Annotated in this window: 18 protein-coding genes and 1 riboswitch; of the genes, 10 read left to right on the top strand and 8 right to left on the bottom strand. The window is 28.4% G+C overall.

Annotated features, from left to right (window positions below; translation table 11 throughout):
• Both HMPREF0202_RS15350 and HMPREF0202_RS09815 read left to right on the top strand, forming a co-directional pair.
• Positions 1-281: hypothetical protein (locus HMPREF0202_RS15350; protein WP_023050659.1), on the top strand; the 281-nt coding region annotated here is incomplete at its 5' end.
• 147 nt (positions 282-428) lie between these two features.
• Positions 429-1,121: a TIGR00266 family protein gene (locus HMPREF0202_RS09815; RefSeq protein WP_023050658.1), complete on the top strand. Its 693-nt coding sequence runs from the start codon at positions 429-431 to the stop codon at positions 1,119-1,121.
• Positions 1,122-1,366: 245 nt separating this feature from the next.
• Here HMPREF0202_RS09815 and HMPREF0202_RS09810 read toward each other — a convergent pair whose 3' ends face one another.
• Positions 1,367-2,392, bottom strand: a complete 1,026-nt coding sequence (locus tag HMPREF0202_RS09810; RefSeq protein ID WP_023050657.1) for an IS6 family transposase — start codon at positions 2,390-2,392, stop codon at positions 1,367-1,369.
• A gap of 32 nt (positions 2,393-2,424) precedes the next feature.
• On the opposite strand from HMPREF0202_RS09810, the gene HMPREF0202_RS09805 reads away from it, so the two are divergent.
• From HMPREF0202_RS09805 to HMPREF0202_RS15640, 3 genes are read left to right on the top strand one after another with little or no spacing between them, the layout of a single operon-like run.
• On the top strand, positions 2,425-3,840 hold the full coding sequence (locus HMPREF0202_RS09805; RefSeq protein ID WP_245576459.1) for an MATE family efflux transporter: 1,416 nt from the start codon (positions 2,425-2,427) through the stop codon (positions 3,838-3,840).
• Positions 3,837-6,164 carry a bifunctional glutamate--cysteine ligase GshA/glutathione synthetase GshB gene (gshAB, locus tag HMPREF0202_RS09800; RefSeq protein ID WP_023050655.1) on the top strand — a complete coding sequence of 776 codons (2,328 nt, stop codon included), beginning with the start codon at positions 3,837-3,839 and terminating at the stop codon, positions 6,162-6,164. The genes HMPREF0202_RS09805 and gshAB overlap by 4 nt, the downstream gene beginning before the upstream one ends.
• 39 nt (positions 6,165-6,203) lie before the next feature.
• Entirely contained in the window at positions 6,204-6,332 is a 129-nt protein-coding gene (locus HMPREF0202_RS15640) for a hypothetical protein (protein WP_023050654.1), read from the top strand.
• 57 nt (positions 6,333-6,389) lie between these two features.
• Here HMPREF0202_RS15640 and HMPREF0202_RS09795 read toward each other — a convergent pair whose 3' ends face one another.
• Entirely contained in the window at positions 6,390-7,943 is a 1,554-nt protein-coding gene (locus HMPREF0202_RS09795) for a Na/Pi cotransporter family protein (RefSeq protein WP_023050653.1), read from the bottom strand.
• A gap of 176 nt (positions 7,944-8,119) precedes the next feature.
• On the opposite strand from HMPREF0202_RS09795, the gene HMPREF0202_RS09790 reads away from it, so the two are divergent.
• Complete coding sequence (locus HMPREF0202_RS09790; protein WP_023050652.1) at positions 8,120-8,863, top strand: hypothetical protein; 744 nt, start codon at positions 8,120-8,122, stop codon at positions 8,861-8,863.
• A gap of 10 nt (positions 8,864-8,873) precedes the next feature.
• Positions 8,874-10,556, top strand: coding sequence for a cation:proton antiporter domain-containing protein (locus HMPREF0202_RS09785; RefSeq protein WP_023050651.1), 1,683 nt, complete (start codon positions 8,874-8,876; stop codon positions 10,554-10,556).
• Between the two features lie 9 nt (positions 10,557-10,565).
• Here the strand turns inward: HMPREF0202_RS09785 and HMPREF0202_RS09780 are convergent, their stop codons facing one another.
• The 5 genes from HMPREF0202_RS09780 to HMPREF0202_RS09760 all read right to left on the bottom strand — a co-directional run bounded on the left by HMPREF0202_RS09780 (position 10,566) and on the right by HMPREF0202_RS09760 (position 17,404).
• Entirely contained in the window at positions 10,566-11,780 is a 1,215-nt protein-coding gene (locus HMPREF0202_RS09780) for a dicarboxylate/amino acid:cation symporter (protein WP_023050650.1), read from the bottom strand.
• Positions 11,781-11,926: 146 nt separating this feature from the next.
• Positions 11,927-13,669 (bottom strand): ABC transporter ATP-binding protein, encoded by a 1,743-nt coding sequence (locus tag HMPREF0202_RS09775; RefSeq protein WP_023050649.1) that lies wholly within the window; start codon positions 13,667-13,669, stop codon positions 11,927-11,929.
• The gene (locus HMPREF0202_RS09770) at positions 13,653-15,404 is read right to left on the bottom strand and encodes an ABC transporter ATP-binding protein (protein WP_023050648.1); all 1,752 of its coding nucleotides are present in this window, start codon (positions 15,402-15,404) and stop codon (positions 13,653-13,655) included. Before HMPREF0202_RS09770 ends, HMPREF0202_RS09775 begins: the two co-directional genes overlap by 17 nt.
• 95 nt (positions 15,405-15,499) lie before the next feature.
• Complete coding sequence (locus HMPREF0202_RS09765) at positions 15,500-16,831, bottom strand: NCS2 family permease (protein WP_051364157.1); 1,332 nt, start codon at positions 16,829-16,831, stop codon at positions 15,500-15,502.
• Between the two features lie 7 nt (positions 16,832-16,838).
• A riboswitch (purine riboswitch) is annotated at positions 16,839-16,938 on the bottom strand.
• Entirely contained in the window at positions 16,925-17,404 is a 480-nt protein-coding gene (locus HMPREF0202_RS09760; protein ID WP_040407163.1) for a nucleoside deaminase, read from the bottom strand. Its footprint overlaps the riboswitch before it by 14 nt.
• A 332-nt stretch (positions 17,405-17,736) precedes the next feature.
• Here HMPREF0202_RS09760 and ppk1 point away from each other — a divergent pair, with 332 nt between their 5' ends.
• From ppk1 to HMPREF0202_RS09745, 3 genes are read left to right on the top strand one after another with little or no spacing between them, the layout of a single operon-like run.
• Complete coding sequence (gene ppk1 / locus HMPREF0202_RS09755) at positions 17,737-19,722, top strand: polyphosphate kinase 1 (RefSeq protein WP_023050645.1); 1,986 nt, start codon at positions 17,737-17,739, stop codon at positions 19,720-19,722.
• Positions 19,723-19,739: 17 nt separating this feature from the next.
• Complete coding sequence (locus tag HMPREF0202_RS09750) at positions 19,740-21,119, top strand: sugar porter family MFS transporter (RefSeq protein WP_040407161.1); 1,380 nt, start codon at positions 19,740-19,742, stop codon at positions 21,117-21,119.
• 12 nt (positions 21,120-21,131) lie between these two features.
• The gene (locus tag HMPREF0202_RS09745; protein ID WP_023050643.1) at positions 21,132-23,588 is read left to right on the top strand and encodes a plasma-membrane proton-efflux P-type ATPase; all 2,457 of its coding nucleotides are present in this window, start codon (positions 21,132-21,134) and stop codon (positions 23,586-23,588) included.
• Positions 23,589-23,635: 47 nt separating this feature from the next.
• On the opposite strand, the gene HMPREF0202_RS09740 is transcribed toward HMPREF0202_RS09745, so the two are convergent.
• The gene (locus HMPREF0202_RS09740; protein WP_040407159.1) at positions 23,636-24,229 is read right to left on the bottom strand and encodes a sigma-70 family RNA polymerase sigma factor; all 594 of its coding nucleotides are present in this window, start codon (positions 24,227-24,229) and stop codon (positions 23,636-23,638) included.
• Between the last annotated feature and the right edge of the window lie 88 nt (positions 24,230-24,317).

The following is a 24,317-nucleotide window of genomic DNA, read 5'->3' as shown; positions in this document are numbered from 1 at the left end:
TATTATTGTTTAATGAAGTAAATATATTAGATGATAGCTTTTTGAGAAATGAATTGAAAAGACATTTTAAAAATTATGAGTTTACAGTTGAACCATCATTTTTTTATAAAATAAATAGAGAGTTTTATAGTAACAATTTTGATTTAATATTAAGTGACGAACCAAGTTTAAAAGGAAATATAAAAATTATAAATATTCTTAATTTAAATGATATTGTTGAGAGCATTCATGAGGAGATTTTAGAAAATCATTTAAAAAGGAGAAAAGCCTCTACGAATTAGAGGCTTTTTTAGGGATTAATTATTTTTATCTTTTAACACTTATAAACTTTAGACTACTAAAGTAGTTAAAAAAGTTTTAAAATTATAATAAAATTATAATAAAATTAAATTTAATACAATTTATAAAAAAATATGAGGTGAAAAAAATTGAAAATAGTTCAAACATCATCAACAAGCGCTTCTCTTGTTGAATTTCAGTTAGAAAGAGGAGAAAGTATAAGAATAGAACCAGGGTGCATGGTTTATAAAGATGGGTGCATAAATTTAGAAGGAAAAGTAAATGGAGGTTTTTTTGCAGCAATAGGAAAAGCTTTTTTAGGAGGAGAGAGTTTTTTTACATCTGTAGCTACAGCTAAATCTTCAGGAAGAGTTGCAGTTGCTCCAAAGGGATTTGGAAATATAAAAGTTTTAAATGTATCTTCAGGAAATCAATGGTATATTAATGACGGAGCATTTTTAGCATGTAATACTTCAGTTGATTATACATCGACTAGACAAAAAAGACTGTTGAACTCTATTTTAGGAGGAACAGGTGGTTTCTTTATTTTAAAATCTAAAGGAGAGGGAGAGCTTTTAGTTAATGGATTTGGAGATTTAATTGAAATAGAACTAGATGGTTCTCAATCTTTTCAAATTGACAACGGGCATGTAGTATGTTGGCAAGAGACATTAGATTATAGATTAGAAATAGCAAGTGGACTATTTGGATTTAAATCTGGAGAGGGACTATTAAATACTTTTAAAGGAAAGGGAAAAGTGATTATTCAAACTAGAAATATTCAATCTTTTGTAGATATTTTAGTTGATTATATACCATTCCCAAAGCAGGATAAAAACTAAGTGTTTCGTAAAGATGTGAGAAATCACATCTTTTTTTATTTTAATTAGTTTGACAAAGATATGAAAAAGTGTTAAATTCATATTAGAAAAAACTAATATACTGAATCTGTTAACTAAAGATGAAAAATAGGTCCAATTCTTTGAAAAGGGATAAAGATTTTCGACTTGAAATATTTTTATAAAAAAATGATATCACAAAAGGACATAGCTTGTCTATGTCTCATAAAGAATATTCTTTTTCTTTGTTAAAATAGCAGTAGATTTTTTCTACTAATTTCGCTATATTCTACGCCAGCAACTTTGGCCGGAGTTAGATTACTTAGTCCTTTATGCGGTGTAATATAGTTGTAGAAGAAAAAGAAGCCTTCTAATAGTGCGTTTACACTTGTTTCGCACTTTAAACCGTGGGTTGTTCTATATTTATGTTTAAATCTTTTAAAAAAGCTTTCAATTAGATTATTAGTTACTTCGTCATACCATGATTGAACTTTAATGTGTTTAGATTCTGAGAATACTATTTTTGTTGGAATATTGTAGCTAGGTAATCTATCAGATACTATTGATTGAGGTGCTCCAAATCGCTTTTTGACCTTATCAAATAGGTGAAAAGCAGAGGTTGCTTCTCTTGATGTTGTAAGATACCAATCAATAACGTATCTAGTTTCAGAGTCAATTAAAGTCCATATGTAATATCTTTTACCTTTGATTTTAATTACAGTTTCATCAACATGCCACTCATCAGATAGATTTAAATTTTGCGGAGTATATTTAGAAACGATATCTTTAAAAATACCTCCAAAACCTTTAATCCATTTGTAAATGGATACATGAGAAATTTTAATGTTTTTACGATCTAAAAGATATTGTGAAATAGCTCTTGTGGTAGCTGAATGAACAAAATACATATACAAAGCATCAATGACAACATTGATATTTGTTCTAAGTCTTTTAATATTAATTGTTTTAGATTTAAATTCAGAAGAAATACTATTAAAATCAGAAGTCTTTTTTACTGCAATATGAATATGAGTACACTTTCTAGAGTTACATTTAAATCTAGAATAATAAAGATAATCGTGATGTAAATATGTTCCTGAATTACAAATAGGACATTTAGGATATGAACGCCTATTATCACCAGGTTTAGAATTAGCAGAGAATTGTCTAGCGCATTCTTTGCATTGATATTTTTGATGTCCAAGATTGTTTTTACCAAAACGATAAAGGTTTTTAGAGAAACAACGAGGACAAGAAATATTATTAATATACATAGTTAAAAACTGCTCCTTTCTTGGGGGGGATATTGGTTGGTCGAATAACTATTATACCTCAAAGGATTGGAGCAGTTTCAATAAATTTTAAGTTAACAGAAACAATATACTTTGAAGGAGATTTTATGAAAAAAGTAGATTTAACAACAGGAGATATAAAAAAAATATTACTCTCATTAGCTTTTCCAATAATGGGGTCATCATTTTTACAGATGATATATGGATTGGTAGATATGTTTTGGGTGGGCAAAATAGGAAGCAATGCTGTAGCAGCAGTTGGAACAGCTAGTTTTTTTATAAATTTAGGTTATGCAATTAACTCAATGATTGTAATAGGAGCTGGAATAAAGATTTCTCATGTAATAGGAGCAAAGGATATTGAAAATACCAAAGAGTATATAAAAGCATCATGTACATTAAATTTTTTAATGGCAGTATCATTCATTCTTCCAATTATAATTTTTTCAAAAAATTTAGTAAGATTTTTTAACTTAGAAAATGAAGTTGAAAAAATGGCTCAAATATACCTAATTATTGGTGGAATAGGATTAATTTTTAAGTTTTTTAACTTTTTATATACAAGAATTTTAAATAGCTATGGAGAAAGTAAACTACCTTTTAAAATAAGTAGTGTAGGAGTTATTTTAAATATAATTTTAGATCCTATATTTATTTTTGTATTTGATTGGGGAGTGGCAGGAGCAGCTATAGCTACAGTTCTAGCAGAGGGAATTAATACATATTTATTTGTAAAAAAATCAAAAGATTATTTTAAAGTTGAAAGCTATATATCTAAAAGTTGGAGTAAGATGAAAGAGATGATGTCTTTAGGAACCCCTATTGCTCTTCAAAGAGTATTGTTTACTGGATTTGGAATAACTATTGCAAAAATTATATCTCAGTGGGGACCAGATGCAATTGCAGCACAAAAGATAGGACTTCAAATTGAGTCTATAACTTTTATGACTATAGCTGGATTACAAGGAGCAATTTCGAGTTTTATAGGTCAAAATTATGGAGCAGGTCTAGAAAATAGAATAAAAATGGGATATAAAAAAGCAATGCATCTTTGTACAGGAATTGGAGTTGTAACAACTGGAGTATTTGTATTTTTCCCAGAATATCTAGTTAGAATATTTGTAGAAAAACCAGAAACTGTTGAGATAGCAATAAATTATATGAGAATAATTGGATTATCTCAACTATTTATGTGTTATGAAATTGTAACAAATGGTGCTTTTAGTGGGGTGGGAAAACCTAAAGTTCCATCGATAATAAGTATAATATTTACATCTTTAAGAATACCAGCTGCTCTAATTTTATCAAAAGAAGAGTATTTTGGATTAAATGGAGTTTGGATAAGTATATCATTGTCAAGTGTAGTAAAGGGAGTTTTATCACCATTGATTTTTAAAAAATACTTAAATGAGGGAGTTGATAAAAAATGAATACAATAGAAAAAATTATAAAAGAAAATAGTTTAGGTTTAGATATAAAAAAAGGAAGATTTGGTATTGAAAAAGAGAGTTTAAGAGTGAATGAAAATGGAGAGTTAGCACTAACTAATCATCCTAAATTTTTTGGAGATAAAATAAAAAATCCATATATAACAGTAGATTTTTCTGAAAGCCAAATAGAGATGATTACTCCTACAGAGAGTAGTGTAGAAAAGGCCTATGATTTTTTAAGAAATATTCATGAGATAGTTGCAACAAATTTAAAAGATGAATATTTATGGTCTCAAAGTGTACCTCCGATATTACCATCTGAGGAGTTAATTCCACTGGGAAAGTTTCCTCAAAATAAAGAATTGGAGAAATATAGGGAAAAGTTAGCATTAAAATATGGTAGAAAAAAACAACTTTTATCAGGAATACATTTTAATTTTTCTTTTGACGATGAATTTTTAAAGGAGTTATATGAGTTATCTAAGGAGAAAACATCATTTAAAGAGTTTAAAAATAATATTTATTTAAAAATATCTAGAAATTATTTTAAATATGGTTGGATGATTATATATCTATTAGGTGCAAGCCCTGTTATTCATGAGACATACCTTCAAAAATGTATAGACAAAATGAAAAAATTTACAGAGGATACATACTACTTTGAAGATTTGGTTTCTTTTAGAAATGGTAGCTGTGGTTATAGAAATGAAAAAGATTTTTTTGTAAATTATGAAAGTGTAGATAAATATGTTGAAAGTTTAGAAAGATTAATAGAAAAAGAGAGTATTTCAAGTGCAAAAGAGTACTATAGTCCAATTAGGTTAAAAACAAAAAATCCTAAAGAGATATTGCTAGAGTTAAAAAACAGTGGAATTGAATATTTAGAGTTTAGATCAATAGATTTAAATCCTTTTTCAGAGATAGGTATAGAGAAAACAGATTTAGAGTTTTTACATCTATTTATACTTTTTCTATTTTTAAAAGATGACGAACCTTTTGAAGAAAAGGACTATTTTAGATATTTAAAAAATCAAGAGATTCTTGCTAATAAAGGTAATTCAGATGAATTTAGATTAATTTGTTGTGAGGATAAAAATGTTTCTCCAAAAGAGTATTCAATAGTTATTTTAGAGGAGATAGAAAGGCACTTAAAAGCTATAGGAGCCTTTACAAATAAGGATGAGAAAGTTTTACAGTATCAAAAAAATAAGGTTTTATCAAATAGATTATATTCAGATTTAGTCTTAAAAGAGGTGAAGCAAAAGGGATTTGTAAAGTTTCATATAGATAAAGCAAAAGAATTTTTAAATGAAATGAAAAAAACACCATATACTCTTAAAGGTTTTGAAGATCTAGAGTTATCTACCCAAATACTTCTAAAAGCAGCTATAAAAAATGGAGTTAAGTTTGAAATTTTAGATAGAGATGAGAATTTTATAGTTTTGGAAAAAGATAAGAAAGTGGAGTATGTGAAACAAGCTACTAAAACATCTTTAGATTCATATGTGACTATGCTTATTATGGAGAACAAGGTTGTAACAAAAAAAGTTTTGGAAAAAGAGAATATTATAGTTCCTCAAGGAAAAGATTATTTTAATATTGAAGAGGCTAAAAGTGATTATAGAAAATATGGAGCTGGAATAGTTATAAAACCTAAGTCTACAAATTTTGGACTTGGTATTACAATATTTAAAGAGGAGTTTTCAAAAGAGGATTATGAAAAAGCATTGGAAATAGCTTTTAAAGAGGATAATTCAATTCTTATAGAGAGATTTATAAAAGGAAAAGAGTATAGAATTTTTGTTATGGGGGATGAAGTAGTTGGTATTTTACATAGAGTTCCTGCTAATGTAAAAGGAGATGGAGAGAGAAGCATAAAAGAGCTTGTAGAAGAGAAAAATTTAGATCCATTAAGGGGTGTTGGATATAAAACTCCTTTAGAGAAGATAAGATTGGAAGACCCAGAAAAACTATTTTTAAAAGGACAGGGATTAACTATAGAGTATATTCCTAAAAAGGATGAAGTTGTATACCTAAGAGAAAATTCAAATATAAGTACAGGAGGGGATAGCTTAGATTATACTGATGATATTTTAGATGCTTATAAAAAGATTGCTATAAAAGCATCAAAGGCTGTGGGAGCTAAAATATGCGGGGTAGATATGATGATAGAGGATATAAAAAATCCGAATCCAATTGATAACTACGCTATAATAGAGTTAAATTTTAATCCAGCAATACACATCCACTGCTATCCATATAAAGGAAAAAATAGAAACCTAGGAGAAAAGATATTAAAAGCATTGGGATATATTGAAGAATAACTATTAGGAATTTTTATTGTTCAAGATAAAAAAACTCGAATGAATTATTTAAAACTAGGAAGTTCATCTGAAATCGCTGGATTTGCACCATATGCAACTAGATTTTCAGGTGGAGGATATATTCATGAAATACCAGTAGAGCTACCTAGAACAGAGATTATTGAATAATTTATAATTTAAATATGGGATAAGAAAGTTATTAAAGAAAAAGAGCTTTAAAGTTGACTAAACTCTAAAGCTCTTTTTTATAAATTTGATATCTTTAATTTCTATATATAATTTTACTAAATCTCTAAAGTGAACTATTACTCGCTTATATAGTGTTAATATTTTTAAATTTTCTAAACTTGTCTCTTTTTCTTGAAAAGCTACTATCTCTTTTTCTAAAAACGTTATATTTTCTAAAGTATCATCTAATCCATTATTTTTCTTATCCTCATAAGATTCTCTAATATCATTAAAGATAATATTTAAGATTTTATAAAAATTTGTAATCTCTTTTTTTTGATTCTCTTTTGATAAATTTTTCTTTATTTTTAGTAAATATTTAGCAATGGTTTTCAATTCAGATAAAATTTTAATATACCGATATATTTTAAAACTATCTATATTTTTTTCTAAAGTACCTGATTTTAAAATAAAGTATTCCGTAATCTCGTTATCTATTAGCACTATTTTTTTATAGCTTTCACTCTCTTCATTTTTTGAAAAAATATCTTCAATAATCTTCATAACTTTTATTATCTCTTTGTTAAAGATGTTTATCATTGTATTTGATGTTATCTCTAAAAATGTATTTAATTCTGTCTCTGAAATGGATACTTTATCAATCTTACCTTTATAAATATTAGAAAATACTCTTTCTATAGTTCCAAAAAAGGGTAGAAATATAATAGTATTTACTACATTAACAAAAGTATTTGCTACTGCAGTTTTTATTGCTACACCACTAGATGCTGTTAAAATTTCTACAATCTTTACATAGGCAGGAAATACTAGAATAAAAAATATAGCTAAAATAAACTTTACAAAAAAACAAAGCATAGCTGTTCTCTTAGCCTCATAACTGCTGTTTAAAGATGATATAATAGGAGTTATAGTTGTTCCTATGTTTGCTCCTAATATTAAAGCTAATATTGTTTCTAAATTTATTAATCCTTGAAGACCAAGTGTTAAAATAATTCCCACTGCTGCTGAGGAGGATTGAATTATAGCTGTTACAGCTGTTCCTATGGCAACAACTTTTATTATATTAAAATATGTGTCAGCTTTGAAAAGTGTAAAAAGAGCTATAAAGTTAGGATCATTTCTCAGTGGGTTTATAGAGCTACTCATATATTGAAGCCCTAAAAGTAGCAACCCAAATCCAAAGATAAACTTTCCTTTTGATTTCTCGACCTCTTTATTTGAGAAAAAATAAACTATACTACCCACAGCTATTAGAGGTATTGAAAAAGCTGTTATTTTAATGCTAAATATCCATCCTGTTGCTGTAGTTCCTATGTTCGTTCCTAAAATTAATCCTATTGAATCTCTTAAATTTAAAATTCCTGAATTTACCAAGTTAACAATTAAAACTGATACAACTGAAGAGGACTGAACTATACCTGTTACAATAGCTCCTGTAGCAATAGCCTTATATTTATTTTCAGTTAATCTTTTTAAATATTCTTTTATATTTTCTCCAAAAACTTTTTGACTTTCCTTTGACACTAATTCTAGTGCATATAAAAATATTCCTAAACTTCCTATGAAATCAATTAAAATAGCCCAAATCATACGCACCTCACATTTTTATTATAGTAAGTATCTAGTTAAAAGTTTTTCTTGATATAATTTTTCAAGTGAAAAAATAAAAATCCTTGTAAAAAGGCCTAAATAAAAAAAGATTATTATTTATTCTAAAGTAATAAATAAAATAAGTATAATTTTAAAACGTATGGCAGGGAGGAAAAATGAAAAAAGCGATGGTTATTTTTAAAAATACAAATGATTTAAACTATCTAATAGAAAGTTGTAAATTTTTAAAAGAAAATTATGGTTATGTTATAAAACCAGTATATATGGTAAATCCTGCAATTATTGATTTAAGTAAAGATAATTTAAAAGATATAGTTAATAAAGTTGAGGATAAATTTTTTAAAAATTTAAACATAAAATTAAGAGAGGAAAATTTAACAGATGAGTATATATCTTTAATAGATGAAAATAGTAATTCAGTAAAAGAGTTGTTGAAAACTACTGATATTATCCTAATCAGTGAAGAACCTGGATTAAATAACTTTATATTAGAAATTTTAAAGAAGCTATATAAACCAATGATTATTTTAAAGGGAAAGAAGTTAAGCTTTGATAATGTTGTATTAACAAGTGATAATGGAGTAAAAATAAATAAAAGTTTTCATGATTTTTATTTAAACTTTTATAAAGAGGATATAAAAAAAATAGATGTATTAACATGGAATTATACTGAATTAGATCACAGTTTAATTGAGCTAATAGAGAGTAAAAATATAAAAGTTGAACTTTATAAGTATTTTCCAAAAGAGAATAGTTTAAATGAATTTATTGAAAAAATAGATGAGGAAGATCTATTAATAATGGGAAATTTAAGTAAAAGATTTTTTCTAGAAAAAGTTATGAATAAATTAGGAGTACAAATTTTAGAGAGAGTAAAGACTAATATATTTATAAGTTAGGAGGCGTAACATGATAGGAATAGATGAGGCTAATATATTTTATTTACTACTTCAGCTTTCTATAATCTTTATATTAACAAATTTTGTAAACAGTTTTTTGAAAAAAAATAATCAGCCAACTATAACAGGAGATCTATTAGTAGGTATTATTTTAGGTCCCACTATATTAGGGTCATTTTTTCCTAAAATATATAACTTTATATTTCCCCAAAATCTTGTTCAAGTAGCTATGTTAGATACATTAGGATGGTTTGGGCTATTTTTAGTTCTTTTATCAACTGGAATAGAGGTAGATTTTTCAAGTATTTGGAAACAAAGGAAAAATGCTTTAGTAATTTCAATTTTGGATATAATAATACCGATAGTATTTTCAATGGCTTTCATATATTTTTTACCAAGTAGGTATTTTGAATTTAGTGATAATAAGTTTATAACCTCATTTTTTATCTCAGTTATTATGACTATAAGTGCTCTGCCCATAGCTATTAGAGCTTTAAGAGAAGTTGGAATAATGAAAAGTGATTTGGGATTTTTAATAATATCAGCACTAACAATTAACGATATTATAGGTTGGATTGTATTTACTCTTTTACTTTCTCTTTTTTCAATGAAATTTTTTGATTGGGAGATAGCTGTAAAGATAACTCTTTATACAGGTGTATTTACAGTTTTAGCTTTAAATATAGGAAAAAAAGTTGTAAACTGGTTTTTTTCAAAAGTTGTAAATCAAGATAGTGATGGGGTTCAAGGAGTATTAGCTGTTTTAATATCAACTGGAGTTGTTTTTGGACTGATAACTTTAGAGATAGGGATTCATACACTTTTTGGTTTTTTTATAGCTGGAATTGTAGCTGGAGATTCACCAATTTTTACAAAAAGTGCTAGAAATACTGTACATAATTTTGTCTACTCTATATTTGCGTCTCTGTTCTTTGTAAATATAGGACTTAAGATTAATTTCTTTGAAAGTTTTAATCTGTTTTTAGCTCTTTTTATAACACTTGTAGGTGTTACAGGAAGATATTTAGGAGCATGGATTGGTTCAACTTTATCGAAGAATATAAAGTATAGAAATATAATCTCAATAGCTCATACTCCTGGAGGAGAGATGCATATAGTTGTAAGTTTGATAGCTTTAAGCTTTGGATTATTAAATAAAGAACTTTTTGTAGCCATAGTTTTTGCAGCAATTTTATCATCTATAATTAATGGTCCTTGGTTAGCAATTGCATCTAAGCGTTTTAATTATTTAGAGAGTTTCGAAGTATTAGTGTATCCAGGTATAAAGTTAGAAGCTCAATATAAAGAGCAAGCAATTAGTAAACTCTTAGATTTATTGAAATTAGAATATAGAGAAGCTAATATTTTAGAAAATGTTTTGGACAGAGAGGATATTGTTTGTTCTGGATTACAGAATAGTATAGCTATTCCCAAAGGAAATATAGAGGATGAAACTAAAACTAAAATAATATATGCACGTTTGGAAAATCCTATAAACTGGAACTCATTAGATGGGAAATTAACTAAAAATATATTTTTAATATTAACTTCAAGAGAGGAACAGGAAAATCAAATTAAAGTTGTAAAAAAAATTACAAATTTTTCTAAAAAATGTGATGAAATAAAAGGGTTAGATGAGTTAGCTACAGAGAAAAACATTGAGGATTATATAACAAAAATATTGTCAGATTAAAAAAAGAGGTTATATAACCTCTTTTTCTTTGTTTAATATGCTTTCCATAATAACTGCACATGAAGCATCTCCTAAGATGTTAGTAGAAGTTCTCATCATATCCATTATTCTGTCAATTCCAAATACTAGTGGAAGAGCTATAACAGGAACACCAGCAGCAGCTAAAACAGCAACAACAAGCAGTGATGGACCAGGAACACCAGCAGTTCCAACAGCTCCAAGAACAGATGTAAGAACTATTGCTACATATTCACTTGGCCCAAGATCTACTCCAAACATCTGAGCAAAGAACATTGTTACAAGTCCATAAAGCATAGCATTTCCATTCATATTAACAGTAGCTCCCAAAGGTAATATAAATGAAGCAGTTGAGTTTTTTACTCCAAGTTTTTTACAACACTCAGTATTAACTGGCAGTGTGGCCATAGATGAAGCAGTTGAAAATGCTAAAATCTGTGCAGGAGCAGTTTTCTTAATAAATTTAATTGGTGATATTCCAGTAAACAGTTTAACAAACCCTGGTAACATAATAAAATGTATTAAACCAAGAGCTAAAGAGAATACTAAAAATAATTTTGTAACTAATAAAAGTATATTGATACCAAAAAGTGCAATAGAGTTAGCCATCAGTGCAAAAACACCAAGTGGAGCCAAAAGAAGAATCTTTTCAATCATTTTTATTAAAGTTTCATTAACTGTTTCTAAAAGATCTATAATTGGTTTTTGTTTTTCATCAGATACTTTAGATAAACATAGTCCAAAGAATAGTGAAAAGAAAATAATTTGTAAAATATTTCCTTCGATTAATGATTTAAAAGGATTATCAGGTATTATATTGATAATAGTTCCCCAAAAATCTAATCCAGAGTTCGCACCTGCATAGGCACCCTCTTTTGCTAGTAGTGATGCAGGAACTATAACTCCCACTCCAGGATTGAATATATATCCAGCTCCAATTCCAATAACAACAGCGATACACGATGTAAATAAATAGTATCCTAAAGTTAAAAGTCCAACTTTTCCAGCGGATTTTGTTTTACCTAAAGATATTGCTCCAAGAATGATGTTAAAAAATACTAGTGGAACTATAAGCATTGTAATTAATTTTAAAAATATATCTCCCAATGGTGCAAATATAGCTGCCTTATCCTGTAAAAGAATTCCAGCAATTATACCTAAAAACATAGAAATAATTATAGTTGTACTGTTACTAAGTTTCTTCATAAAATTTTTTCTCCTATTTGTAAAATTATATTGTTAATTTTATCACATTATAAATAAAAAGTAAAATTTTAATTTTAAAAATATTGAAAAAAGTTTTTCAAAAATAAGAATATATAAAAAGCAGTTAGTAAAAACTAACTGCTTTTTTAATTTGTATATTGTTCGTTAAACATTGTATAATAGAATCCTTTTTTATCCATGAGTTTTTTATGTGTACCTTGCTCCTCTATTTTTCCATCTTTTATAACTAAAATAAGATTAGCACTTTTTATAGTAGATAAACGATGTGCTATGACAAAGCTAGTTCTTCCATGAATCAAGTTTTCCATAGCTTTTTGAAGTCTCATCTCTGTTCTTGTATCTACCCCACTTGTAGCTTCATCTAAAATAAGAAATCGAGGATTTCTTAAAATAGCACGAGCTATAGTAATAAGTTGTTTTTGACCTTGGGATAAAGTTATATTATCTTCACTAATTTTTGTTTCATAACCTTGAGATAGTTTTATAATAAAATCATGAGCACAAGCTAGTTTTGCTGCATTTATAATCTCTGCCTCAGTAACATTTTCATTTCCATAAACTATGTTTTCTTTAATAGTGCCCGTGAAAATCCAAGTATCCTGAAGCACCATTCCGAAGAGTTTTCTCAGTTCACCTCTTGAATACCTTCTTATATCTATTCCATCAATTATAATTTTACCAGAATCAATATCGTAAAATCTCATTAAAAGATTAGTTATAGTAGTTTTTCCAGCTCCAGTAGGTCCAACTATTGCAATCATATTTCCAGGTTTAGCTTCAAAGGTAAATTTGTCAATAATCTTTTGTTCTTTTTGATATCCAAATGTTACATCTATAAATTGTATATCACCCTTTGCTTGCTCTAGAATTACTTTTTTATCTCCTGTTTCCTTTTCTTCATCTTGGTTGACTAAAGTGAAGAATCTTTCAGCACTAACAAGAACAGTTTGAATAATACTATAAACATCTGAGATATTAGCTATTGGTCGGTTAAACATTCTAGAATAGATTATAAAACTGGAAAGACCACCTAAGGTAATTTCATTATTTAAAATAAAAATAGATCCAATAAGTACTATAAGAGCATATCCTATATTTCCTATATAGTTTAAAGAGGGATAACTAAAACCTGTAAAAAAATATGCTTTAATAGCATTCTCCTTATATTTTTCATTGAGACTTTTAAAATTTTTAATAGCATTTTCTTCATAAGTAAAGGATTTAACTTCAGCTTCTCCCATGAGCATCTCCTCTACATATCCACTTAATTCTCCTAAGTATCTTTGCTGTTCTCTCATTTTTTCACGACTTTTAAGAGTTAATTTTCGTAGAAAACCTCCAGTTACAAAAACTAAGATTATCTGTACAAGTGTAAGTGTGGGACTTATATAAGTTATAATTCCTAAAGTTATAATAATAGTAAGAATGCTAACAACAACTTGAGTTCCAATTTGTGAAATAGAACTGCTTATATTATCAATATCATTAATCATTATGCTAATGATATTTCCATGAGAATTATTATCAAAAAACTTTAAAGAAAATTTATGAAGTTTTTCAAAGCTTTCTTTTCTCATACGCCAAACTATTTGTTGAGAGATTCTATTCATTGTTATATTTTGTATAAAAGTTAAAAAAGCTCCAAGAGTATATACTGTTCCGAGAAGTAAAGTTATTTTTCCTAGGGATATAATATCTGTGTGAGACATTTGAAGCTTAAGTATATTTATTCCTTTTCCAATGAGATATGGACCTATTAAAGTTAATCCATTTCCTAAGATGGCAATAAAGCTTAAAGTAATTAATTTTTTTCTATGTTCTAAAAGATACGGAAGTAGGTTTTTCAAAATTTTATTTTTTATTTTCATAAGACTCACCCTCTTTAGAACAGATTTCTTGAGATTGGCAAATCTCCTTATAAATTTCACAATATTTTAAAAGTTCTTTATGGGTACCGATGCCACATATTTTTCCATTATCTAAAACAATTATTTTATCAGAATTCTTAATAGAGGATATTCTTTGAGAGATTATTATAATTGTTTTATCTCTTTTTAAACTTAAAATCTCTTTTTTTAATTTGGCTTCTGTTATAAAATCTAGAGCACTAAAACTATCATCAAAAATTAAAATTTCACACTCTTTAATTAAAGTTCGAGCTATAGAGATTCTTTGTTTTTGTCCTCCTGAAAAATTCATTCCTCCTTTAGCAACTTTAGTTTTATATTTTTCAGGAAGATTATTAATAAATTCACTTCCTTGAGATTTTTCCACTATAGTTTCAATTTCATTTTGAGAAGCTATAGGTTTTCCCCATCTTACATTATCCTCAATACTTTGAGAGAAAAGGAAGGTTTTTTGCATAACAAGGCCTATTTTCTCTCTTAAAATTTTAAGATTATACTTTTTAACATCTATTCCATCAACTAAAACAGAACCCTTAGAAACATCATAAAATCGTGGAATCAAATTTATAAGAGTACTTTTACCAGAACCAACTCCACCTATTATAGAGACAATTTCACCTTTTTTTATTTTAAAGTTTAGATTTTCTAAAACCCAAGGAGAGGTTTTCTCATAGGAAAAATATACATCTTTAAATTCTATTGTAAAATTAGAATTTATATCTTTTGAAACTTCATTTTCTTCAGAAATTTCAGTAGATTCTTCTAAAACTTCGTTGATTCTTTCAGAAGAGACAACTGTTTTACTTAAAAGACTAAAAAGAAAAGATAGAGCATTGAGAGAGAAAAGAATCATACTCATATAGTTAACAAAAGCGACAACCTCTCCCACCTTTATTGAACCTAAGCTTATTTTTTGTCCACCAAACCAAAGAATGGCACAAACACCTAAGTTTAAAAGTAGAGCTATAAATGGACTTCTAGAGTCTATAAGATTTTGTGACTCTATATTTTTTTCAGCAAAGCTAGTGTTTCTATCTTCAAATTTTTTCTTTTCAACTCCTTCTCTAACAAGAGCTTTTATAACCCTAATTCCAACTAAATTTTCTCTTATTATTTGTGTAAGTTTATCAAGTCTTATTTGAAGCTCAGTATAAAGTGGAATAGATTTTTTCATATAAAAATATGTTAGATAGACAGTTGTAGGAACTATAATAAGAAGTATTGTAGAAAGGGAGGGATTGATTATAAATGACATAATAACAGCTCCTATACCTGTGACGAGTCCTTTAACAACCATTCTCATGCACATATAAGAGGTCATAACTATTTGGGTTACATCTTGAGTAACTCTAGTTATAAGAGAAGCTTGGGTGAAACGATTTAATTGATTGAAGTTAAAGCCTTGTATCTTTATAAAAATTTTTTCTCTTAAATCTTTTCCAAAACCTTGAGAAGCTTGAATAGAATAGTAGTTACAAATAATTGCACTAATATAACCTAAGGTGGCAACTACTATCATAAATAACCCTCTAGATATAACATAATTAATATCTTGTTTCATAACACCTTTATCGATAATATCAGCCATAATAAGAGGAAGAGTCAAATCGATTACAGATTCTGTAGATTTAAGAGTTAATGCAGAGATTACTTTTCCAAGGTAAGGTTTTAAAGTTTCAAATATCTGATTTTTCATATTATATAACCCCCTTAAAAATTTAGCGGGTACACCATAAGGAGTACCCGCTACTCAATCTACTTTACTAACTTAAATAAAAAATTCCTTTAGATTTATAAAATTATATTAACAAAAGATAAAATTCCAATAATCCAAAGAGTTTTAGAAATTTTATCATACTCTTTACAAACTACATTAATGATAATGTAAGAAATAAATCCAAAACTTAAACCAATGGCAATACTGTGAGTCATAGGCATAAGAATAATTGTCATAAAAGCTGGTATAGCCTCTTTCATATCCTTAAAGTTTAAATATGAAACTTTTCTAAACATAAAAATTCCAACAATAACTAAAGATGGAGCAACAGCAAATACAGGAACACTTTCAACTAAAGGTGAAACAAAAAGTGAAAGTAAAAATAATAAACCTGTAACAATTGAAGCTAAACCTGTTCTAGCTCCAGCTGTAATACCAGCAACAGACTCACCATAAGTAGTAACTGTACTTGTTCCAAGTAAAGAACCAATCATAGTTGAGATAACATCAGCATAAAGCATTCTTCCAAGACCTTTTTTTCTTTCCTCTTCATTTCTAAAAGGAATCTCTTTATAGCAAGATAAAAGAACACTTAAAGAGTCAAAAAGATCTATGAACATAAATGAGAATATAGCTCCAAGAAGAGATGGTCTTAAAACATTAATAATATTAAGTTTCATTGCAACAGGAGCTATGCTAGGTGGAGATGATAAAATCATACTAGGAAGAGAAACCTCCCCAAAGATTACTCCTAACAGTGAAACAATAGCTATACTAATAAGCATTCCACCTCTAACTTTTTTTAAATCAAATATAAACATTAAAAATAATCCCAAAATAGACAGTGCAACAGGTGTTGTAATCTTTCCAAAAGCTACAAGAGTACTAGCATTAGGAATAGCTACACCCATACTTTTTAAACCGATTAAAGATAAGAAAAGTCCAATTCCAACAGTAGAAGCTATACCCAAGCTTTTAGGAATAGCACTAATTATTTTTTCTCTTATTCCTCCAAAAGCTAAAACTAAATAGAAAACTCCAGATAGAAAAACAATACCAAGAGAGTCTTGCCAACTTAAGCCATTTCCCATAACAAGAGTAAAGGTAAAAAAGGCATTTAATCCCATACCCGGTGCAAGAGCGATAGGAACATTACCTAAAACTCCCCCTAAAATAGATCCAATAGCTGTAGCTAAACATGTAACAGTAACAAGTGCACCTTTATCCATACCAGTTAATGCAAGAATAGTTGGATTAACAAAAATAACATAAGAGATTGTTAAAAATGTTGTAAATCCACCTAAAATTTCTCTTTTTAAGCTACTATCTCTTTCACTTATTTGAAAATAACTATCTATTTTATCATAAGCTCTAGTTTTAACATTTTGATTTAATACTTTTTCCATTGTTTTGAATTCCTCCGATTTTTTTAGTAGTAGGCAATTTACGGCTGCCTGTAGAAACATTTGATCCCTATTATCAACTTTATACTAAACAATCTATTTCCAGAAAGTTCTATGTATCTTAACTATCTCCTCTTGTAAATCAACATCATTAATTGGACCGATAACTTCGATATTTTTTTGTCCTTTAGCTAAAACCTCTCTACACGGAACGTCAAAGGTAGGGTTTTTCTCATGGCTACCAGTAAGCTCAAGAAGTTGCTTTTCTGTTATTCCAAATACTACTCTTCCAACATTTCCCCAATAGATAGCTCCAGTACACATACAACAAGGCTCAGCAGTTGTGTAAAGAGTACAATCCCATAAAAACTCCTTAGAATAAAGTTTAGTAGCTTTCCTCATAACTGTTGTTTCAGCATGACCTGTACAATCTTTTTCAGTAATTTCGATATTTCCAGATTCTACGATAATATCTCCTTTAGAATCTACTAGAAGTGCTCCAAATGGATTATTTCCACTAGCAACTGCTTCATCTGCAATTTCAATACATCTTCTTAAGTAAAGTTTGTGATCCATAATAAAATTCCTCCTGATAAAAAATAATAAATAAAAAAAGGTAATCCTAGGATTACCTTTGCTAACGATACACTTCACCCTAGCAAGATGAGCTGTTATAAAACAACCTAATGAGTCTCTTGTGGGCGCCATGTTGCACTAAAGTACAACTTTATTCAATTTACACAGTAATAATATCCGAAAATTTTACATTTGTCAATTAAAATCTTGACTTACTTTAGAATATACTTTGAGATAACTATTTAAAGATAGCAGAAAAAATGAATTAAAAACAAAGGAAAGGTAAGAGATATTTTCTATATCTGTTTAAATAAATACTTAGGAGGTTTATTATGAAAGAAAAGAAAAAAGAACTTTATAATAGGGACTTAAGTTGGTTAGAGTTTAATAGTAGGGTAGTATATGAATCAAAATCTGGAAGAAATCCACTTTTAGAAAGAGCTATGTTTTTAGCAATAGCATCAACAAATTTAGATGAATTTTTCATGGTTAGAATACCTAAAAAAAGAGAAAAAAAAGAGAGAGAAAAAATTTATAATTCCATAAAAAAAATGGTGGATAATATTTATAATGAGTATAGTTTATATTTAAAGGATTTAAAAAAAGAAACAGATATTGAAATAAAAGAGTATTTAAATTTAAGTAAAAAAGAGAAAGAGTTAGCAGATGATTATTTTAATAGATTGATTCAGCCAATATTAGAAATAATTGAGATTGACCCATTTCATCCGATACCAAGAATAGCTTCTGGAAATTTAGTTTTATTAGGAATGATTGAAAAGAAAAAAACAAAAGAAAAAAAAGTTATTATGGTTGAATTAAGAGGAGAGTTTGAAAGAGTTATAAAACTCGAAGAGGATAAAAATCATTTTATTTTAATAGAGGAATTAATAAAAGGTAATTTAAGTTCTCAATTAGAAGATTTTGAAATAAAAGAGATTGGAATTTTTAGATTAACAAGAGATGAAGGTGTAGAGATTTTAGAGGATTCAAAAGTAAATGCAGATATAATAAAAGAAGTTGAAGATCAATTAGAGGAGAGGGAGTGGGGTGAAGTTATTAGAATTGAATATGATAGAAAATTATCTAAAGAGATGAAGGATTTTATTACAAAAAACTTTAGTCTTTTAACAACAGAGATATATGAAATATCAGGACCTATAAACTTAGATTTTCTATGGACAATAGAGGGATTAAAAGGGTATGAAAAATATAGATATGAATCATTAAATGAAAAATTTTTAAAGAAGATGAAGGGAGAAAATATATTTGAAACTTTAAAGAAAAAAGATAAATTGTTACTACATCCTTATGAGTCTTTTGAAGCAGTTACAGAGCTAATTGATACAGCAGCAGATGATCCAGATGTATTAGGTATAAAACAAACTTTATATAGAGTAAAACATCATGACTCGCCAATAATTGATGCACTAGAAAAAGCTTGTAAAAAAGGGAAACAAGTTACAGTATTAGTTGAAGCTAAGGCCAGATTTGATGAGGGAGATAATATAGAGTGGGCTAAAAAATTGGAAAGAGTGGGATGTCATGTAATTTATGGAATAAAAGATTTAAAAGTTCACGGAAAAACTCTTTTAATTTTAAGAAAAGAAAATGAAAAAATAAGAAGATATGTTCAGTTAGGAACTGGAAACTACTATAAAGCACCTTATGTTGATATCTCTTTATTTACAGCAGATGAAGGAATTGGTGAAGATATTTCCAATCTATTTTCTAATTTAATAAGTCCACAGGAAAGACAAAACTGGAAAGAGATTGGGGTGGGACCGCAAGAGTTAGAAGAGCGATTTAAAAAACTTGTAGATAGAGAGATAAGTAATGCTTTAAAAGGAAAAAAAGCAAGAATTATTGCTAAAATGAATGGATTAACAGATGAAAGTATGATAGATAAACTTTATGATGCTTCAAATGCAGGAGTAAAAATAGTTTTAATTGTTAGAGGAGCATGTTGTTTATTACCTGGAGTTAAAAATATGAGCGAAAATATAGAAGTTTATAGTATAGTTGGAAGATTTTTAGAGCATAACAGAGTTTATATTTTTGAAAATAATGGAGAGAAAGAATACTTTTTATCAAGTGCAGATTGGATGACTAGAAATTTAGAACGAAGAGTAGAGCTTATGTTTCCTGTAAAAAATAGTAAAAATAGACAACAACTAGATTTGTATTTTGAAAATATCCTAAAGGATAATATGAAGAGATGGAAAGAAAACGAAGATGGAACATACTCTGTGATAAAACCTAATAAGGATGAAAAAGAGTTCTCATATCAAAATTATTATTTAGATAATAAATTTTGAGAAAAGGAGGGCCGGGTATGAAGTATAAAAAAGCCATAATTTCAGCTTTTATTGCAGGAAGCGCTGGATTTGTTTTAGGTTATGATATGGGAATATCAGGAGGAACGATAACTAATGTAGCCACACATTTTAATCTTAATTCAGCATGGGAAGGATTTGCATTATCAGTTTTTATAGTAGGAGCAGTTTTAGGAAGTATTTTTACAAGAAAAATAAATGATGAGCTTGGAAGAAAAAGAGCTTTAATTATAGGAACTATTTTTATGTTAATAGGAGCAATAGGTGTATATTTATTTGGTGATAAATTTCAATTATTTCTACTATGTAGAGGTATAGCAGGAGCAGGTATGGGACTGTTATTTTCTTCAGAACCGTCCTATATCACAGAGATTTCTCCTCCTAGTATAAGAGGTGGATTGGGATCAATATTACAATTTACAACTGGATTAGGGATAATCTTAGGATACTTTGTAACTTTTAATATGTTAAAATATCAAAATATTATTCAAGATAACTTATGGATGTGGAAAACAATTTATGGAACAGAGATTGTTGTAGTTGCAATATACTTAATTTTTTTATTTTATATTGTTCATAGTCCAGTTTGGTATTTAATGAAGAACAGAGATGATGAAGCTAAAAAAATAATGCAAGATATTTGGCCAGATATTGATTGTGACAAATTTATAGAAACACATAGTAAGTACAATAGAAATGATGATGAAAGTAAAAATATAGAACACCAAATGGAAAAAAGTGGGAAATTAAAAAAACTTATATTTATATCATTTTTTATGGCAGCATTAACAGAGCTTTGTGGAATAAATCCATTGATTTATTACTCTTCAGATATTTTTAGAAAGATTATGCCAGAAGGACCTAATACAGCATTTTACCAAAGTATAATAAATGGTGTCTTTTTTACTATAGGATCTTTAGTATCAATGTTAACTGTAGATAAATTCGGAAGAAAGACTTTGTTATTTATAGGAACTTTCATCATGTCCGCATCATTATTTATAATAGGAGTACATATATATTTAAGCTCCTACTCAATGCTTCTTGTCTATTTAGTATACCTATTTATATTTTCATACAACTTTTCAGCTGGAGCAATTAGATTTTTATATATAGGAGAGTTATCACCAACTCCTTTAAGAGCATATAGTCTTGGATTTGCAGGAATTGTAAACTGGGCTAGTGATTTTTTAGTATCATGGACACTTCCAATTATAGCAAACAGTATTTTTTTAAATAGAATTTTTAAAGGGTCTTCAATATTTTTTATCTACTCAGTTTTTGGATTTATATTTTTTATTTTAGTATTTACAATACCAGAGACAAAAGGAAAATCATTGCATGAAATTTCAGAGTATTGGAGCTTAAAAGATGACTAGGAGGATGAATTTATGGATAAAATCTCAAATGATGATTTGTTGAAAAAATTGGAAACAGATGAGAAAAATGGATTGAATACTTCAGAAGCACAAAAAAGATTGTTAAGAGATGGAAAAAATGCATTAGAGGAGAAAAAAGTAACTCTTTTACAAAAATTAATGCCGTATTTTTGGGGACCTATTCCTTGGATGATAGAAGCTGCAATTGTACTTTCATTAATAACAATGGATATAAAGGATTTTATAATTATATTGTTATTATTACTACTAAATGCCTTTATTGGATGGAGACAAGATAAAAGCGCACAGGATGCCTTGGCAGCATTGAAGAATGATTTAGCATTAAAAGCTAATGTTTTAAGAGACTCTAAATGGCAAGAGATTCCAGCTTCAGACTTAGTTGTGGGTGACATTGTTGCAATTGCTTTAGGGAATGTAGTTCCTGCTGATGCTCAAATATTAAGTGGAGATTATTTAACAGTTGATCAATCGGCCCTAACAGGTGAAAGTTTACCAGTTACAAAAAATATACAGGACGTAGTATATTCAGGATCTATAGCTAAAGAGGGAAGTGTAATAGTCGTTGTAACTGCAACTGGTGTAAATACATATTTTGGTAAAACGGCAAAATTAGTGGCTGAGGCAGGAGCTAAGAGTCAGTTAACAGGTGAAATAACATCTGTAGGTAATTTTTTAATAATTGGAGCTGTAGTTCTTTCAATAATTTTAGTAACATTCCAATTGATTTTAATAAGACCTTTAGATCAAGTAACTATTTTAAGAATAGTAAAAACAGTATTGGTTTTAATGGTTGCAACTATCCCAGTGGCAATGCCAGCGGTTATATCTGTAACGATAGCTTTAGGAGCTTTACAACTATCAAAGATGAAAGCTATAGTTTCTAAGTTAAATTCTATAGAAGCCTTAGCAAGTGTAAATGTTCTTTGTAGTGATAAAACAGGAACATTAACTCAAAATAAATTAAGTGTAGCTGGAGTTTTTCCAGTTGAGGGAATAACGAGTGAACTCATGACAACATATGGAGTTTTAGCCTCTGATCCTAAAGGGGAGGATGTTATAGATTTAGCTATTAAAAATTTTCTAAAGTCTAAAGATTCTTTGTCTAGCTATAAAATAGATAAATTTATACCTTTTAATCCAGTTATAAAAAGGGTAGAAGCAGTAGTAGAAAAAGATGGGAAAACATTTCATATAGTAAAAGGAGCTCCACAAGTTATAGTTGAAATGTGCAAGTTAGTTGGGGATAATTTAAAAAATATTCAAGACAAAATAGATGAATTAGCATCTCATGGATTTAAATCTTTAGGACTTGCAATTGGTGATGGAGAAACATGGAGCTATATGGGAACATTCTCTTTGGCAGATCCTTTAAGAGTTGATAGTAAATCAACTGTTCAAGCTTTGAAAGCTGAGGGAATAGATGTAAAAATGATAACAGGAGATAGCCAAAATATTGCAAAGGAAGTTGCTAACCAGTTAGGAATAGGAGACAATATTTTATTGGCAACAGATGTTTTTGGAACAGATGATAAAAATATGACAATAACGTCAAAGATGCAAAAGCAAGTAGAGGAAGCTAGCGGATTTGCAGAGGTATTTCCACAGCATAAATATGAAATTGTAAAAGTTTTGCAGTCTAAAGGTCATATTTGTGCAATGACAGGTGATGGTGTTAATGATTCACCAGCACTTAAACAAGCTGATTGTGGAATTGCTGTTTCAGGAGCGACAGATGCAGCTAGAGCTGCAGCAGCACTAATTTTAACTAATCCAGGATTAAGTGTAATAGAGAACGCTGTAAATGAAGCTAAGAAAATATTTTCAAGAATGATGAGCTACATATATTATCGTATAGCAATGACAATTAATATTATGATATTTTCCGTTATTGTAACACTAATTGGAAAGTATCTAATTCATAGAGTTGTTCCAACAGATGGAGATTCTTTTTTTCCATTAACAGCAATAATGCTTGTATCTTTAGCTTTATTAGATGATATCCCAATAATGACAATAGCTTATGATAATGCAGAGATAAGTTCAGGTCCATCTATTTGGAATAAAAAGAGAGTTTTCACAGTTAGTTTTGTTTTAGGAATTATATCTGTTGTTCAAAGTATTGCTCTTGTTGTATGGGCTGATAAAGGGTGGAGTCAGATAACAAGTTTTAGTCAATTACAAACATTAGTATTTTTACAATTAGTTGTTGGGGGACATCTATTACTATTTATAACAAGACGTTCAGGGTGGTTTTTTACAAAGCCATTTCCTCAATGGAAATTATTTTCAGCAATAGTTTTAACCCAAATTTTTGTTGTATTTATGACATATTTTGGCTGGCTAGTTGAATCAATAACTATAAGAGATATTTTATATGTTTGGGGTTATAACATTTTATGGATGTTCCCATTATCTTTTATTTCAATAATTTTAAAAAAGATAAAGTAAAAAAAAGCAGCTCACTTTTATTGTGAGCCGCTTTTTTATTTTAATAACTATTTTTCAACATAAGTTCCTAAATAGTTTAGTATTTTCTTTTTAATTCTTTGAATAGTGTTGTCTATTTTCTTTGGAGTTTCATCTAATGTTTCAGCAATTTCAATATATGAATACTCTTTACATAAATAATAGAACACTTTTTTCTCTAAATCACTTAAATTTTCAACTAAGAAATTTTCTAAAAGTTTAACTAACTCTTTTCCTAAAACAATCTCTTCAGGATTATAGAAGTTTATAGATGGAGCGTTATACTTAGTAACTTCTTCAAATCCAACATACTCTTCTCCCATAACAGCAGAGTTTAAGTTTTGATATTTAGCAGAACTATGTGTTTTTACAGCTGTTATAATCTGTCTTCTAATACATAGATTTGCAAAAGTGTTAAAACATGCGTTTTTTGTTTCATCATAAGATTTAATCGCTTTCATAAGGCCGATATAACCTTCTTGTAGTAAATCGTCTGATTCTGCACCTTTTAAGAAAAATTTACGATTGTTTCTTAAGATTGAAGATTGATACTCGTGGAAAATCTTTTCAGTAGCTTCCTCGTCTCCTTGTTGTGCTAATTTAATGTCTCTAATTTCTATCATGGCTTTCGTCCCCCGACTTTCTTTGATATGTTTCTTACTCTGTAATGATATCAAAAAAGTAAAAGAAAATAAATATTCCAAATTTTTC

The organism is Cetobacterium somerae ATCC BAA-474, from assembly GCF_000479045.1.
Taxonomy (GTDB): domain Bacteria; phylum Fusobacteriota; class Fusobacteriia; order Fusobacteriales; family Fusobacteriaceae; genus Cetobacterium_A; species Cetobacterium_A somerae.
This window is presented reverse-complemented; position numbering and strand designations above follow the sequence as displayed.